12 protein-coding genes and 4 tRNA genes are annotated in these 15,081 nt (G+C 56.4%); 3 read left to right on the forward strand and 13 right to left on the reverse strand.

The genetic code is table 11. From position 1 onward, the window contains the following. Positions 1 to 8 precede the first annotated feature (8 nt). From hemX to LJA86_RS21810, 3 genes are all read left to right on the forward strand, one after another. Positions 9 to 1,205 carry a uroporphyrinogen-III C-methyltransferase gene (gene hemX, locus LJA86_RS21800; RefSeq protein ID WP_229226719.1) on the forward strand — a complete coding sequence of 399 codons (1,197 nt, stop codon included), beginning with the start codon at positions 9 to 11 and terminating at the stop codon, positions 1,203 to 1,205. Between the two features lie 2 nt (positions 1,206 to 1,207). Next, positions 1,208 to 2,407 carry a protoheme IX biogenesis protein HemY gene (gene hemY, locus LJA86_RS21805; protein ID WP_008501551.1) on the forward strand — a complete coding sequence of 400 codons (1,200 nt, stop codon included), beginning with the start codon at positions 1,208 to 1,210 and terminating at the stop codon, positions 2,405 to 2,407. 172 nt (positions 2,408 to 2,579) lie between these two features. Continuing rightward, on the forward strand, positions 2,580 to 3,791 hold the full coding sequence (locus tag LJA86_RS21810; RefSeq protein WP_229226720.1) for an MFS transporter: 1,212 nt from the start codon (positions 2,580 to 2,582) through the stop codon (positions 3,789 to 3,791). 506 nt (positions 3,792 to 4,297) lie between these two features. Here LJA86_RS21810 and LJA86_RS21815 read toward each other — a convergent pair. The 13 genes from LJA86_RS21815 to wecB all read right to left on the reverse strand — a co-directional run bounded on the left by LJA86_RS21815 (position 4,298) and on the right by wecB (position 15,061). Further along, positions 4,298 to 4,374, reverse strand: a tRNA-Pro gene (locus tag LJA86_RS21815). A 46-nt stretch (positions 4,375 to 4,420) separates the two neighbouring features. Beyond that, positions 4,421 to 4,506: transfer RNA gene (locus LJA86_RS21820), tRNA-Leu, on the reverse strand. 21 nt (positions 4,507 to 4,527) lie between these two features. Beyond that, a tRNA-His gene (locus LJA86_RS21825) sits at positions 4,528 to 4,603 on the reverse strand. Between the two features lie 67 nt (positions 4,604 to 4,670). Then, positions 4,671 to 4,747 (reverse strand) — tRNA-Arg (locus tag LJA86_RS21830). Between the two features lie 102 nt (positions 4,748 to 4,849). Further along, the gene (thrP, locus tag LJA86_RS21835) at positions 4,850 to 6,235 is read right to left on the reverse strand and encodes a bifunctional threonine/serine APC transporter ThrP (RefSeq protein ID WP_045909233.1); all 1,386 of its coding nucleotides are present in this window, start codon (positions 6,233 to 6,235) and stop codon (positions 4,850 to 4,852) included. 197 nt (positions 6,236 to 6,432) lie between these two features. Continuing rightward, a complete protein-coding gene (wecG, locus tag LJA86_RS21840; RefSeq protein ID WP_048226905.1) occupies positions 6,433 to 7,173 on the reverse strand; it encodes a lipopolysaccharide N-acetylmannosaminouronosyltransferase in 741 nt (246 codons plus the stop codon). 12 nt (positions 7,174 to 7,185) lie between these two features. Continuing rightward, positions 7,186 to 8,538: an ECA oligosaccharide polymerase gene (gene wzyE, locus LJA86_RS21845; protein ID WP_045909235.1), complete on the reverse strand. Its 1,353-nt coding sequence runs from the start codon at positions 8,536 to 8,538 to the stop codon at positions 7,186 to 7,188. Further along, a complete protein-coding gene (locus LJA86_RS21850) occupies positions 8,535 to 9,614 on the reverse strand; it encodes a TDP-N-acetylfucosamine:lipid II N-acetylfucosaminyltransferase (protein WP_229226721.1) in 1,080 nt (359 codons plus the stop codon). Before LJA86_RS21850 ends, wzyE begins: the two co-directional genes overlap by 4 nt. Then, positions 9,611 to 10,861: a lipid III flippase WzxE gene (gene wzxE / locus LJA86_RS21855; protein WP_229226722.1), complete on the reverse strand. Its 1,251-nt coding sequence runs from the start codon at positions 10,859 to 10,861 to the stop codon at positions 9,611 to 9,613. Before wzxE ends, LJA86_RS21850 begins: the two co-directional genes overlap by 4 nt. Before the next feature lies 1 nt (position 10,862). Beyond that, complete coding sequence (gene rffA / locus LJA86_RS21860) at positions 10,863 to 11,993, reverse strand: dTDP-4-amino-4,6-dideoxygalactose transaminase (RefSeq protein WP_045909238.1); 1,131 nt, start codon at positions 11,991 to 11,993, stop codon at positions 10,863 to 10,865. A 4-nt stretch (positions 11,994 to 11,997) separates the two neighbouring features. Next, on the reverse strand, positions 11,998 to 12,675 hold the full coding sequence (gene rffC, locus LJA86_RS21865; RefSeq protein ID WP_045909239.1) for a dTDP-4-amino-4,6-dideoxy-D-galactose acyltransferase: 678 nt from the start codon (positions 12,673 to 12,675) through the stop codon (positions 11,998 to 12,000). Beyond that, positions 12,672 to 13,934 (reverse strand): UDP-N-acetyl-D-mannosamine dehydrogenase, encoded by a 1,263-nt coding sequence (wecC, locus tag LJA86_RS21870; protein ID WP_196365685.1) that lies wholly within the window; start codon positions 13,932 to 13,934, stop codon positions 12,672 to 12,674. Before wecC ends, rffC begins: the two co-directional genes overlap by 4 nt. Next, positions 13,931 to 15,061, reverse strand: coding sequence for a non-hydrolyzing UDP-N-acetylglucosamine 2-epimerase (gene wecB, locus LJA86_RS21875; RefSeq protein ID WP_063622987.1), 1,131 nt, complete (start codon positions 15,059 to 15,061; stop codon positions 13,931 to 13,933). The genes wecC and wecB overlap by 4 nt, the downstream gene beginning before the upstream one ends. Between the last annotated feature and the right edge of the window lie 20 nt (positions 15,062 to 15,081).

Here is a 15,081-nt window from a genome sequence, read left to right on the forward strand (position 1 = left end):
AAGCCATAATGACGGAACACGACAAATCCTCCGCCGTGGTTGAAGAGACCAGGGAGACTGTGGAGACGACGCCACAGCCAGAGATGACTGAGAAAACCGCTGAGAAGAAAAACGGCAGCAACAAAACAAGCCTCACGCTGAGCGCGATTGCCATCGCCATTGCGCTGGCAGCGGGGGTTGGCCTGTATGGGCTGGTGAAGCAACAGAGCGCTAACCAGACGTCCACCAGCGACGCGCTGGTGAATCAGCTCACGGCCCTGCAAAAAGAGCAGGAGACGCAGAAAACCGAGCTGGAAGCCGTGATTAAGCAGCAGGCCGCGGCGCTCGCCGAAGCGAACAGCAAACAGGAAGAGTTGACCAAACAGCTGGGTGAAGTACAGCAGAAAGTCGCCACCATTTCCGGTACCGATGCCAAAACCTGGCTGCTCTCGCAGGCTGACTTCCTGGTGAAGCTCGCCGGACGTAAGCTCTGGAGCGATCAGGACGTCACCACTGCCGCCGCGCTGCTGAAAAGCGCCGATGCAAGCCTGGCAGATATGAACGACCCGAGCCTCATTACCGCCCGTCGCGCGATTACCGAAGACATCGCCAGCCTCTCCGCCGTCTCTCAGGTGGATTACGACGGCATTATCCTTAAAGTGAATCAGCTGTCGAATCAGATTGATAACCTGCAGCTGGCGGATAATAACGACGACGACTCCCCGATGGATTCCGACGGTACCGAGCTTTCGAGCTCCCTGAGCGAATGGCGCATTAACCTGCAAAAAAGCTGGCAGAACTTTATGGACAGCTTTATCACTGTCCGCCGTCGCGACGAGACTGCCGTACCGCTGCTCGCACCGAACCAGGACATCTATCTGCGCGAGAACATTCGTTCCCGCCTGTTGGTCGCTGCCCAGGCCGTGCCGCGTCATCAGGAAGAGACCTACAAACAGGCGCTGGATAACGTCTCAACGTGGGTACGCGCCTACTACAACACCGATGATGCGACGACCACCGCCTTCCTCGAAGACATTGATAAGCTCAGCCAGCAGAACATCACCATGAACGTGCCGGATAAGCTGGCCAGCCAGCCGATTCTGGAGAAATTGATGCAGACGCGCGTACGTAACCTGCTGGCACAGCCGGGCGTTCCGGCTGAGCAGACGAGCGGAGCGGCTCCAGCTACGACTCCTGCGCCTGAAAGCGCACCGCAGGGAGAGTAATGATGCTAAAAGTCCTCTTACTTTTCATCCTGCTGATCGCCGGGATCGTCCTGGGGCCTATGCTTGCGGGTCATCAGGGTTACGTCCTGATCCAGACCGATAACTACAACATTGAAACCAGCGTAACGGGTCTGACGATCATTCTGATCCTCGGCGTGGTGGTACTGTTTGCGATCGAGTGGATCCTGCGCCGTATTTTCCGTACCGGTGCCCATACCCGCGGCTGGTTCGTTGGCCGTAAGCGCCGCCGCGCCCGTAAACAGACCGAGCAGGCGCTGCTTAAGCTCGCAGAGGGTGATTATCAGCAGGTTGAAAAGCTGATGTCGAAAAACGCCGACCACGCCGAACAGCCGGTGGTGAACTATTTGCTGGCGGCCGAAGCAGCGCAGCAGCGCGGTGACGAAGCCCGCGCTAATCAGCACCTGGAGCGAGCGGCTGAGCTGGCTCACGGCGACCCGATTCCGGTGGAAATCACGCGCGTTCGTCTGCAGCTGGCACGCAATGAGAATCACGCGGCTCGCCACGGCATCGACCGTCTGCTGGAAGTCGCGCCGCGTCATCCGGAAGTGCTGCGTCTTGCCGAGCAGGCCTATATTCGTACCGGCGCCTGGGGCTCACTGCTGGACATCATTCCATCGATGGCGAAGGCCGAGGTGGGCGACGATGAACATCGTGACGAGCTTCAGCGTCTGGCGTGGATAGGCCTGATGGATCAGGCGCGCGCTGACCTGGGCAGCGACGGTCTGAAAACCTGGTGGAAGAATCAGAGCCGTAAAACGCGCCAGCAGGTTCCTCTGCAGGTGGCGATGGCGGAACATCTCATCGAGTGTGACGATCACGACACGGCTCAGGAGATCCTCCTCGACGGTCTGAAGCGCCAGTACGACGATCGTCTGGTGATGGTGATCCCGCGCCTGAAAACCAACAATCCTGAGCAAATCGAAAAAGTGCTGCGCCAGCAGATTAAAACCGTTGGCGATCGCCCGCTGCTATGGAGCACGCTCGGTCAGTCGTTGATGAAGCACGGCGAATGGCAGGAGGCGAGCCTCGCCTTCCGCGCCGCACTCAAGCAGCGTCCGGATGCCTTCGACTACGCATGGCTTGCCGATACGCTGGACAAGCAGCATAAGCCGGAAGAGGCGGCCGCCATGCGCCGTGATGGGCTGTTGCTGACGCTGCAAAATAACGGTACGCAGCAGTAATTCATCAGGAGGCCAGATGGCCTCCTTTTTTTATCGCCTTTCTCCTGCTACATTCTTTACACCCGCATCTGCAAACGAACCCGCCAATGTAACGATGTCTTTTCATTAACTTTTTTTCATACACGCGCACTTTCTGCGGCGTGGACTAAATCGTTTTTGAAAGGAAATCGTCATGAACTCGCTTTTATATGCGCTTATTGAAGCGCTGCGCTGCCACCGCTGGCTGCGCCTGCTTGCCTGTGCTTTTATCTTTTCTTCGCTGGGGAATGGCTTAACCCAGGTTGTGGTCTTCGGCTTACTGTTAGCGTGGTCAGCTCCGCCCGCTCTGCTCACCCTTGCTTTTCTTTTCGCGACGGTACCGGGATTTATCGGCAGTACGATCGGCGAAAAGCTATGCTCACGCTGGTCTCCGATTTCCCTGCTGATACTGACCGAAGGGCTGGGCCTGCTCGCCCTGCTCTTTCCCCTGCTTGGTGTGGGTTATCACAGCGTTGCCGCGCTACTCGCCGTACAATCCACCGAGGCGCTGCTCAGCGGGATGAGCTGGCCCGCGCTGACGTTGCTCTTTAAGCGCGGACTTAGCGAAGCAGAGCTGCCAGCTGCGACCTGTCTGGAAAATGTGATTTTTGCTTCGCAGGTATTGTTAGGGACTGGCCTGGGCGTGGTGCTGTTCCAGAAGACGTCCGTGTTTACCCTGCTGGCCATTGATGCCGCCAGCTTTCTCGGGTCACTGCTCATGCTATGGCTGGCTGGCCGCCGGTTTTCTGCGCCATCACTCCCGTCCTCCGGGGAAGAGGAAGCCCCTGCGGCATTACGCTGGCGGACGTTGACCGTTCGGCAGAAACGCAGTCTGCTCCTTCTGCCGTCACTGGCGGCCGTCGGCTCACCGGCTATGGCGCTGCTTCCGGCGCTGGCACAGCAAATCCATCCTCAGGATGCGGCGGGCCTTGCTCTGCCGCTGCTTTTCGCAAGAAGCATGGGTCAGCTTTGCGGTCCCATGCTGCTAAAGAAAGAGAGCCTGACGCGTTTTGTCGCTCACACGCCGCGCATCATCGTTTGTCTCGGCATCTTTCTGGCCGCTTACGGAACGCTACCGTTGTTGTCCGGATGGATGGCATGTGCACTGGGGGCGATTTTTATCGCACATCTGGCCTCGAATATTCTCTTCGCAGCCGGGACGTTTGGGGTACTCAGTAGTTTTCATCTCACGCAAACCGCTTCAGCCAGTGGGAAAGCCTGGCGCTGGCAAACGCTCAGCGCCTCTCTTTTCACCGGCATCGCTGCGGCAGTGGCTGCCGGGTTTGGCTCAGTAGCGGCACTCTATGCCGTCTCGTCAGCGGCCCTGGTGATGGTTGCCCTGATCGTGCGCCGGTATCGGGAATAAGGCATAAAAAAACGCCTGCTATAAAAGCAGGCGTTAAAACAGGTCTGTAAGACAACATATTTGGTGCTTCACTCAACGTTATGTCCATGGTGTCTGATGAGGCCGAAGCGACATCTGTCAGTGGACGATAAGCACCGTAAATGGCTCTGCGTCATTCCGGAGTTTATGAGGCACGAAGGCGAACATAAGAGATGGAATGAGCATCTACACGCATATTATTGCACGTAACGTGCCAGGTTCGCACCCAAAACATTTACATGACGCAACATTTTAAGATAAAAGGAAATTATGCTGTTAAGCGTCGTCTTAAGCCCAACAATGTATCGGTAAGGACAGAATTCTGTCGCCAGGAGGAGACAGCAAAATGGAAGTATAAATAATTGTTTTATTTTCAATGGATTGTATGTCGCTGAATCGCGACAATGAAACCGGACGCTGTCGGGGAATCACTACAGGGATGAAAAATGGCAGAAAACAAAAAACCCCGCCGAAGCGGGGTTCAAAATTGGTCGGCGAGAGAGGATTCGAACCTCCGACCCACTGGTCCCAAACCAGTTGCGCTACCAAGCTGCGCTACTCGCCGATGTACTGCTTTTTTGAATTTTTAGTTCAATTCATTTAAAAAGTCGTGGTGCGAGGGGGGGGACTCGAACCCCCACATCCTAAGGACACTAACACCTGAAGCTAGCGCGTCTACCAATTCCGCCACCTTCGCAATTCACAACTCTTTCAATAATGGGGTGGCTAATGGGATTCGAACCCACGACAACTGGAATCACAATCCAGGGCTCTACCAACTGAGCTATAGCCACCACTGTATTCTTTCACGCGGTACTGACTACTTCTCAGACCACCGCAGCTCTAGCGCCGGGACTAAAATGGCGCGCCCGACAGGATTCGAACCTGAGACCTCTGCCTCCGGAGGGCAGCGCTCTATCCAGCTGAGCTACGGGCGCTTAGCGCCGTTGCGGGGCTGGATATTACGTACCTCCGTCCCCGCTGTCTAGTGCTTTTTTGAAAAAAATGCGCGTTTGGTTATGGTTTGCACATTTTGCCGCTTATTCCTCCACTTTCTGCGTGGTGGCACGGCGACCCAGGCCAAAAAGCTTATAGGCAGCCGTCACGGCGGCCAGGAAGATCACCCCGACAAACAGCGACATGCGGGTATCTTCATTAAAGTACATTCCGATTAATACGCAAATCAGGAACGCCATCGTCAAATAGTTCGCATAGGGGAACAGAATTGAACGGAACGGATGGCTTTCAATCGCCTTTTTATGCGCATGACGGAAACGCAGCTGGCTAATGAGGATAACAAACCACGGCACCATGCCCGGAAGGACGCTGGCGCTGTAGACGTAAACGAACACCCGCTGCGGATTAGGAATGATGTAATTCAGGCAAGATCCAATCAGCAGGATTGCAATGGAGACCGCCACGCCCGCCACCGGCACCCCGGCACGTGAAACTTTACTCATTGCCGCAGGCAGTTGGTTATTCTTCGAGAGCGCATAGAGCATACGCCCACAGCTGTACATCCCGCTGTTACAGCCTGACAGCGCGGCCGTCAGGACCACAAAGTTGATGATGCCCGCCGCCGCCGTGATACCAATTTTGGCGAAGGTTAAAACAAACGGGCTGCCCGTCGAGCCTATTTCGTTCCACGGGAAGATGGTCACGATAACGAAGATAGCGCCCACATAGAAAATCAGGATGCGCCAAAGCACTTTGCCCACCGCGCTACGCAGCGTGACCTGTGGATTTTTCGCTTCACCGGCGGTAATACCGATCAGCTCTACGCCCTGGTACGACGCTACAACGATACACAGCGCCGTCAGGAAGCCCTTCCAGCCGCCGGCAAAGAAGCCGCCGTTTTCGGTCAGGTTACCAAAGCCGATAGCATGTCCACCGTTGCCAAAGCCGAAGAAAATCACGCCCAGGCCGACGACAATCATCACGATGATGGTGGTGACTTTGATCATCGCAAACCAGAACTCGATCTCACCGTAAAGACGCACGGCGGCCAGGTTTGCCAGCGCCACCAGCCCCACGGCAATGAGCGCGGGTATCCACTGAGCCATATCCGGGAACCAGAACTGGACGTAGACCCCTATCGCGGTGATCTCTGAGATGCCCACCGCCATCCACATAAACCAGTATGACCAGGCCGTCAGGTAGCCGAAGAACGGGCTCATATAACGATGCGCGTAAACGGCGAAAGAGCCGGTTACCGGCTCCAGGAAGAGCATTTCGCCCATGGAACGCATGATGAAGAAAACAAACAGCCCGGCGATAATGTACGCCAGTAATACGGAAGGGCCTGCCCACTTGAGCGTGCTTGCGGAGCCCATAAACAGGCCCACGCCGATAGTGCCGCCCAGCGCTATCAGTTCAATATGACGAGCTTCCAGCCCACGCTGCAGCTCCGGTTTTTTCTCTGCCATAGATCCTCGATTGTGTTTGCTGTTTCCCGGCTTAAGACCGGGTATTGTTTTTTAGGGGGACTAAAATACGGAGCGAATGGTTTCTTAAAATCTGCCAAATGGCAAACGATGCATTAAAAAAATGAATGCATTGCACAGATTATCAGCAGTTTTGCAGGCGAGTTGCAGCGCGAATAGCATATCGCGCTACATTTTCATTACATTTTTCCGGTGTAATGCCAGACGAGGTAGCGAAGCAGACGGATCTGTCGTTTAATGCGTGTCGGTTGCGATAGCAGACGATACAACCACTCCAGCCCAAGATATTGCCAGACTGTTGGCGCACGCTTAACGTGGCCGGTAAAGACGTCGTACGTGCCGCCGACGCCCATGTAGAGGGCATCCGGGCAGACCAGGCGGCAGTCACGCATCAGAATCTCCTGGCGCGGGGACCCCATCGCCACGGTGACAATCTTTGCCCCGCTGTCACGAACGCGCTCAAACAGCGTCTGCCGATCTTCCGGTTTGAAGTAACCATCCTGGCTGCCGACAATATTAACATTCCATTGACGACGCAGTTTCTCCTCCGTCTGGGCCAGTATCTCCGGCTTCCCGCCAATCAGGAACACGGGCGTACCCTGCGCGCCTGCGCGGGCCATAAGCTGCTCCCAGAGATCGGCCCCCGCCACGCGGGAAACATTAGCGTCAGGATACTTTTTACGGATAGAGCGGACCACGCTGATCCCGTCCGCGTATTTAAATTCGGCCGCTTCAATCAGGCTTTTGACTTCCGCGTTATCCTCAACCGCCAGCATTTTTTCCGCGTTGATGGCCACCAGCGTACCGGATTTCATCTGGCCGTCGGCGAACAGAAAGTCCAGCGCGTGCTGCATGTCGCGCCAGCCAATAAGCTGCAGGCCACGTAGCGCATAGCGCGGTGCAGAAATTCTATCAGTCATTACTATCCTTACTCAGACTTGCGACAGCGTTGTGCTGCCCTGCCGCTCGCGCTTGTGCACAAGCCCGGCGCTGTCAAACAGCCAGTACAACAGTTTGGCCAGTAACAGGCAGACGCCGAAAACAACCATGAAGAACACTACGCGCGAAACGAACGAGTCCAGCCCTTCGCGCGCCAGAACGATCATATTGAAAATGGCACCAAAGCAGAAACTGTGCAAAATGGCTGCTTTATAGCGGTTGGTCTCTTCGTTGCCACGCACGTAAAGCCAGTCGAACCACTTGATAATCAGCCCCACGGCAACCGCCCCGGGCAGAATGAACCACGCCCCGCCCATCACCACCAGGGAACCGATCAGCGTGGGTGAAATTGCCAGACCGGAATGGTTGTTCAGCACTTCCCAGGTAAAATAGTTCGCGGTATTGAGCACCACACCAGGGCGATCCGGCCATAGCCAGGAAGGGATAAAGACGTAGAAGTCGCGAACAATCGGCGCCAGCCCCTGAAAATCAATCTTGTCGTAGTTTTGCAGCAGTAATGCCAGGTTTTCCCACGGCGAGAACGTATCGCGCGTGAGGTAGAGGAACGTATAAAACGCCTCATCACCCGCCACGTTCATTCCGTACCGCTTCAGCGCCAGCCAGAACATCCCCACAATGCCAAACACGCCTGCCGCAACCAGCATCCACAGCGAGATCCAGCCGCGGATGATGCCGATAAACAGGAAGATGGCGAAGGCGATGATAATGTTCGCGCGCGTGCCACCCACAATCATGTAGGTCAGGATACCAAACGCGACGGTACTGACCAGGAAGAATAGCCACGCTTTGCTGTCCTGGCGCAGGAAGAAGATCACCAGCATCGCCGGGATGAAGAAGTAGAAGAAACGCTTAAGCGCCACGCCCGAAACCTCGGCCGAAAAAATCTGGCTGTAGGAGTGAAGCTTAAACAGCAGGAAGCCGTTATGCATGAAGAAGATGCCGACGCTGACCAGGGCGATGGTCATCAGCATCACCCATGTCAGGTGGGTTTCCACCCTATTCATGTTAAAGAGCGCCCGACGCGGGGCAGCTGTCTGCGCTGAACGCAGACGCGTTTTATAGGTGACGTAGTAGACCGCATAGAAGCAGATCGCCGCCAGAAGCGCCTGGAGCAGAATATCCGGCGGCGCGACGCTCACGTCAAAACGGAAGACCAGAATGCTGGTGAGCGGGAAGCCGAAAAAGAACGTCAGCAGGAACAGTAACGAGAAGAAGACGTTAAAGTTGAAGCGCACCCGGCGGAATTCAAACCAGGTGAGCGTGGCGATAAACAGGGCGCTCAGAAGCCAGACAACCAGTAAGCCGCTGAATTGCAACTGACTCATGCTTTGTCTCCTGAAGCGATACGCAGCGCGCGGTGCCACGGCGTGAGATAATTCGGGCTGAAAAAATCGATGCTGTTTTTATCCACCAGCGTGAGCTGACGTTGAGCTTCACGTACCACCTCGACGTTCAGTGTGTCTGAGGTAAACAGCACCGGAATATGCTGCTCGGCCATGTCCTGCCAGAACGGGTTGTCGCGGTTGAGCACGCACGGTACCCCCGCCTGAATCAGCAGACACAGTGTGCCAATTCCCTGCTGTCGGGCAAAGATGAAATAGCCGAGATCGCATTTTCTCAGCAGTGCGAGATATTCCTCAAATTCCAGCTTATCGCTGAGGATGTGCAGATTTTCTGCGCTAAACAGCGTCAGTCCCTGCTGGCGAACCTCGTCAATGTAGGCGTCATTGTTGGCGGGATAGCCCATCGGCACCACCACGTTCACCGTGTCGCCAAACTGCTGATGCACCGCCCTGAGCGCCGCGACATGTTCATTACTGCGATCGCCGGAATTCCCCACCAGGATCGTCAGCTTGCCTTCACGCACCGCGTCATTGGCCATGGCGTTCAGCGCCGGATCCATGCGGGTGGGGAAATAAAGCAACTCGCCGCGCACGTTGGGGTGCTGTTTAGCAAAATAGTTGAGATCGCCGCGGGTAGCAAAAACGCAGCCCACGCGCCCCTGCGCCATGCGACGCAATGGATAGAAAAGACGGAATTTCCAGCCGCGGGAGACTTCGTAGAGATCGGCTCCCCAGATATGCCAGCTGCACTGAGAGGGTTTAATCCCTCCGCTGAGAAGTGCCAGCCACAGGCCGGTGTTAAACTGCCCGTGGAAGAAGAATCGTTGCTCGCGGTCGGCTTTCGCCCTGGCAACGACCGCCTTTGCCAGCGTGGCCTTATCTGGCCAGAAGCGAATCGTCAGCGCCGGAAACGCCTCGCTCAGGCCCTTATCCTGACCTGCAACCATAAACTCACGCGCATCAGGATCCCCCGATGCAAGCTCGTCGTTGAAGAACCGCAAAACGGTCTGGTTATGGTGTGGGATATCCGATCCCAGGATGTGAATCAGTGCAGTCATGCGCGTTTACGCCACAATAAAAATACACCGCAACAGGCGGCGAAATAAACGATATAGGTTGCCATGTAGGCCTGAGCCGCCCCCAGCGCGCCGTGCGCGGGTATCAGCCAGTGCGAGAACGAGGTCAGTAATGCAAACTGGCTAATTTCCGCCAGGATATACAGCCGCAGGGAGGCTTTTGCTATCACCAGATAGCCGAAAACGTAAGCCCCCACTTTCAGTACATCACCCACCAGCTGCCAGGCAAAGAGTTCGCGCATGGCGATGAATTTCGCCGAAAACAGCAGCCAGATGGCGACATCGCGCAATAGCCAGACGGTAAAGCTGGCAGCCGCTACCGCCGGCAATACAAAGCGCAGCGACCGGAAAATCTCACGCGTAATATCCTGTCTGGAGGTCAAACGCGATAAGGTTGGCAGCAAATAAACGCTAAAGGAAGCCGTGATAAACTGGAGATAGGCGTCGGAAATACTGCTTACGCCCTGCCAGATCCCCACTTCATCCCAGCTATAATGCGCCGCTAGCAGGTTACGCATCATCACGTAGGCCACCGGCAGCGTGACGGAGGTGATGAGCGCCATCAGGGTAAATTTACCCAGCTGGCTGGCAAGCAGCGTGTCCCATTGCGGCTTGAGGTAGCTCAGGGGGATGACGCCCCGACGCATCAGCATAAATGCTGCAGGCACAACCACCAGCGCCGGAACCAGCGCCAGCCCCAGCAGTGCGCCTTCGTAGCCCCCCAGGCGATAGCAGAAATAATAGGCAATCACGCCGATAACGCTGCCCAGGATTAACGCAATCGCGTTTCCGGCCGCATCACGAAACCCTTTCATCAGCGCCAGCAGCAGGTTAGCCCAGGCAATCCCCATCTGCACCAATGCGACCAGACGCACCAGCCCCTGATAGTGGGTGTGACCGAATAATCCCTGACTGATGGGCGCCGCCGCCAGCAGAAAGATAATCGCCATCAGGGTCGAAAAACCCGTGACCATCGCCGAGGAGGTGCCCACGACCCTGCGAAGCTGGGCTGCATCATCATGATACTGCGCAACGTATTTGGTCACGCCGTTGAAGATACCGGCACCGGCCAGCACCCCAAGGACGGTGACAAGCTGGCGGAAATTACCCGCCAGCCCCACGCCAGAGGGGCCAAATGAGACAGCCAACAGCTTGACGACCAGCAGCCCGGCGCCAATTTTTACAAGCGTGGACGCGGCGGTCCACACCGATGCTTTTGCCAGAGACATATCAGCCGAAATAGCTCAGAAGGGTATTAATCACCGTACGCTGGTTAACTGGCGCGAGGTTGTAGAACAGAGGCAGACGAAGCAACCGCTCACTTTCTTTGGTGGTGTAACGGTCTTCACCCGCGAAGGTTCCAAACGCTTCGCCCGCCGGGCTGGAGTGCAGCGGAATATAGTGGAACACCGCCATAATTTCGGCTTCTTTCAGCCAGGCGATAAGCTCGCTCCGGTCGTCGTTATCGCGCAGCTTGATGTAGAACATGTGCGCGTTGTGGACGCAATCTGCCGGGATAGTCGGCAGCTCAATACGCCCGGCTTTGGCCAGAGGCTCAAGCGCATCGTAATAGGTTTGCCACAGGGAAAGGCGCTGCAGGTTGATGCGATCCGCGGCTTCCAGCTGCGCCCATAGGTACGCGGCCTGCAGATCCGCCATCAGATAGCTGGAGCCAATATCGCGCCAGGTGTATTTGTCGACCTGGCCGCGGAAGAACTGGCTGCGGTTGGTGCCTTTTTCGCGGATCACCTCCGCACGCTCCACGAGCGCCCGATCATTAATCAGCGTCGCGCCACCTTCTCCGCCTGCCGTGTAGTTTTTGGTTTCGTGGAAGCTAAAGCAGCCGATATGGCCGATGGTACCCAGCGCGCGTCCCTTGTAGGTCGACATCACGCCCTGGGCGGCATCTTCCACCACAAACAGGTTATGTTTTTTGGCGATGGCCATGATGGTGTCCATTTCACAGGCCACGCCCGCGTAGTGAACCGGCACGATCGCGCGCGTTTTGTCGGTGATCGCCGCTTCAATCAGCGTCTCATCAATATTCATGGTATCCGGGCGGATATCCACAAAGACGATTTTCGCCCCGCGCAGGACAAACGCGTTCGCCGTGGAAACGAAGGTGTAGCTCGGCATGATCACTTCATCGCCGGGCTGGATATCCAGCAGCAGCGCGGCCATTTCCAGCGATGCCGTACAGGACGGGGTCAGCAGCACTTTGGCGCTGCGAAAACGCTGTTCCATCCACTGCTGACAGCGACGGGTAAAACCGCCGTCACCGCAGAGTTTGCCGCTGCCCATGGCAGACTGCATATAGTCGAGTTCCGTTCCGACGACGGGTGGTGCGTTAAATGGAATCATCTTGTCACCTGTATAACCAGTAGGCGGTGGCGTCGATGTTGGCACCACTCGCAATATAACGTTTAAGCGCGGCGGTGTTGCCCACCTGGGTCGCCACCCGCAGCGTCTCAACCTGCTGCTGCTGCGCCCAGTGCAGCGCCGCCTGCATGAGCTTCTCACCCATGCCACGCCCGGCTAATAAGCCAATACGCGCCTCGCGCGCGTTGAGCTTGCGAAGCGAGACGAACCCCTGGAGTTGACCGTCCCCTGCGCGGAAAACCAGGCAGACGTGATCAAAGGTGCCTTTAACCGCATTCTCTATCCACTGGGCATAGAAACGTCCGCTATCGTCAGGTGCATACCAGGGCGTACGAAAGCGACTCTGCGCAAACGCCTGAGCCGCCATCTGACGCAGCACGGGAATATCCTGTTCGGTTGCCATTTCCACACCGGGCGCATCGTGCCGGGTGAGGGTTATAGAAAGGTCTGCCTCACCTTCAACCAGCTGAAAGCCGCGTTGCTGGAGCGCGTCAAGCAGGTCGGTGCGGTCCGCCGGGATCTTCGCCTGAATCCGTTGCCAGGCGTTCAAATCTGATTCAGCCAGTACCGGCGCATCATCGCGCAGGCGCACAATGGCCGACGGCAGGCCAAAAAAGGCACTCTCCCACTGCAGGGGCTCGAGTACCCCGTTCAGGCTGTTCAACGCCAGACGCCTTTGGTATCAACCACATACTGCTGACGCACCGCATCACCAGGCGTCGCTTTAAACGCTTTATGATCCACCAGCAGCACCAGTACGTCCGCCGTCGCCAGCGCCTCATCCAGCGCTGTCAGCGTGCAGTGCCCCGCCAGTTTTGCCGGCAGTTCATGAATATTCGGCTCAACCACCAGCGTTTCACCCTTGTGCCATTCGGCAATCATCTGAGCAATTTCCATCGCCGGGCTTTCACGCAGGTCGTCAATATTCGGTTTGAAGGCCAGACCAAAGCAGGCAATTTTCAGCTCGCTGGCGCGCTTGCCGCTCTCTGCCAGACAATCCGCTACCGTGGTTTTGACCTGATTGAGCACCCAGTGAGGTTTGCTGTCATTGACTTCACGGGCGGTGCGAATCAGGCGCGCCTGCGCTGGGTTCTGCGCCACAATAAACCACGGATCGACGGCGATACAGTGTCCACCCACGCCCGGGCCTGGCTGGAGAATGTTGACGCGCGGATGGCGGTTAGCCAGGCTAATCAACTCCCATACGTTAATCCCCTGATCGGCGCAGATCAGCGACAGTTCGTTCGCAAAGGCGATATTGACGTCGCGGAAGCTGTTTTCCGTCAGCTTACACATCTCGGCGGTGCGGGAGTTGGTCACCACGCATTCGCCTTCCAGGAAAATCTTGTACAGCGCGCTGGCGCGTTCGGAACAGACGGGCGTCATACCGCCAATGACGCGGTCGTTTTTAATCAGTTCGACCATAACCTGGCCCGGGAGTACGCGCTCCGGGCAGTAGGCGATATTGATATCTGCCTGCTCCCCCGCCTGTTGCGGGAAGCTTAAATCAGGGCGCGCGTCGGCCAGCCACTGCGCCATCTGCTCGGTAGCGCCGACGGGAGAGGTCGATTCCAGAATCACCAGCGCCCCTTTCTTCAGCACAGGGGCAATGGACTTCGCCGCCGCCTCGACGTAGACCATGTCGGGCTCATGGTCGCCTTTAAAGGGCGTTGGAACGGCAATCAGGTAGGCATCCGCTTCAACGGGCGTCGTGCTGGCACGCAGGAAGCCGCCCTCCACCGCCTCTTTCACTACACGATCCAGATCGGGCTCGACAATATGAATTTCGCCACGGTTAATGGTTTCCACCGCACGGGCGTTGATATCCACACCGACAACCTGTTTCTGACGAGAGGCAAACGCCGCCGCGGTGGGCAAGCCAATGTAGCCAAGACCAATGACAGAGAGGGTAGTAAAACTCATAGCGATACCTGATTGTGTTTAAGTGCATGCAAAATACGGCCACAAGCCTGCCCGTCTCCATAAGGATTATGGGCCCGGCTCATCGCCTGATACGTTTCATCGTCATGCAGAAGGCGCGTGACCTCTTCGACGATGAGCTGCGCGTTGGTGCCAACCAGACGCACCGTCCCGGCTTTCACCGCTTCCGGACGTTCGGTGGTTTCACGCATCACCAGCACCGGCTTGCCAAGAGAAGGCGCTTCTTCCTGAATGCCGCCGGAATCGGTAAGGATCAGCCAGGCATGGTTCATCAGCCAGACAAACGGCAGGTAGTCCTGCGGTTCAATCAAAAGGACATTTTCCACATGACCCAGGATGCGGTTAACCGGTTCGCTGACGTTAGGATTGAGATGGACCGGATAGACAATCTGCACATCGTCGTTCTGCGCGGCGATTTCAGCCAGCGCGTGACAGATTTGCTCAAAGCCCCGGCCAAAGCTTTCGCGTCGGTGGCCCGTCACCAGTATGGTTTTTTTACCGTTGTGCAGGAAGGGATAGCGGGCAGCGAGTTCTTTCTTAAGATCGTCGTTTGCGAGGACGCGGTCACGTACCCAAATTAACGCATCGATGACCGTATTGCCGGTCACAAAGATTTTGTTATCAGCGATATTTTCACGCAGCAGGTTCTGACGCGAGTTTTCCGTTGGCGCAAAGTGGTACATCGCCAGGTGGCCCGTTAGCGTGCGGTTGGCTTCCTCCGGCCACGGCGAATACAGATTGCCGGTACGCAGACCCGCCTCGACATGCCCCACGGGAATACGTTGATAAAACGCGGCCAGGCTGGTCGCCACGGTCGTGGTGGTATCTCCGTGTACCAGCACCACGTCAGGCTTGAATGACTCCAGGATCGGCTTGAGATCTTGCAGTATGCGACAGGTTATCTCCGTCAAGCCTTGCCCCGGTTTCATAATATTAAGGTCGTAATCCGGGACGATGGAAAAGAGCGTTAAGACCTGGTCAAGCATCTCACGGTGCTGGGCCGTGACGCAGACTTTCGCTTCAATATCAGGATCGCTGGCCAGGGCATGAACCAGAGGTGCCATCTTAATGGCCTCCGGCCTGGTGCCAAATACGGTTAGTACTTTCACATCGATTCTCTTCGATTAGG

Origin of the sequence: Enterobacter sp. TCD1-1 (assembly GCF_020567405.1) — a bacterium.
In the GTDB taxonomy this organism is placed as follows: domain Bacteria; phylum Pseudomonadota; class Gammaproteobacteria; order Enterobacterales; family Enterobacteriaceae; genus Enterobacter; species Enterobacter quasiroggenkampii.

Excerpts from the sequence above, each read along its gene's own strand:
- wecC (WP_196365685.1), bottom strand. The coding sequence starts at position 13,934 with ATGAGTTTTACTACCCTCTCTGTCATTGGTCTTGGCTACATTGGCTTG.
- wecG (WP_048226905.1), bottom strand. The coding sequence starts at position 7,173 with ATGACTGATAGAATTTCTGCACCGCGCTATGCGCTACGTGGCCTGCAG.
- LJA86_RS21850 (WP_229226721.1), bottom strand. The coding sequence starts at position 9,614 with ATGACTGCACTGATTCACATCCTGGGATCGGATATCCCACACCATAAC.
- hemX (WP_229226719.1), top strand. The coding sequence starts at position 9 with ATGACGGAACACGACAAATCCTCCGCCGTGGTTGAAGAGACCAGGGAG.
- hemY (WP_008501551.1), top strand. The coding sequence starts at position 1,208 with ATGCTAAAAGTCCTCTTACTTTTCATCCTGCTGATCGCCGGGATCGTC.
- LJA86_RS21810 (WP_229226720.1), top strand. The coding sequence starts at position 2,580 with ATGAACTCGCTTTTATATGCGCTTATTGAAGCGCTGCGCTGCCACCGC.
- rffA (WP_045909238.1), bottom strand. The coding sequence starts at position 11,993 with ATGATTCCATTTAACGCACCACCCGTCGTCGGAACGGAACTCGACTAT.
- thrP (WP_045909233.1), bottom strand. The coding sequence starts at position 6,235 with ATGGCAGAGAAAAAACCGGAGCTGCAGCGTGGGCTGGAAGCTCGTCAT.
- wzxE (WP_229226722.1), bottom strand. The coding sequence starts at position 10,861 with ATGTCTCTGGCAAAAGCATCGGTGTGGACCGCCGCGTCCACGCTTGTA.
- wzyE (WP_045909235.1), bottom strand. The coding sequence starts at position 8,538 with ATGAGTCAGTTGCAATTCAGCGGCTTACTGGTTGTCTGGCTTCTGAGC.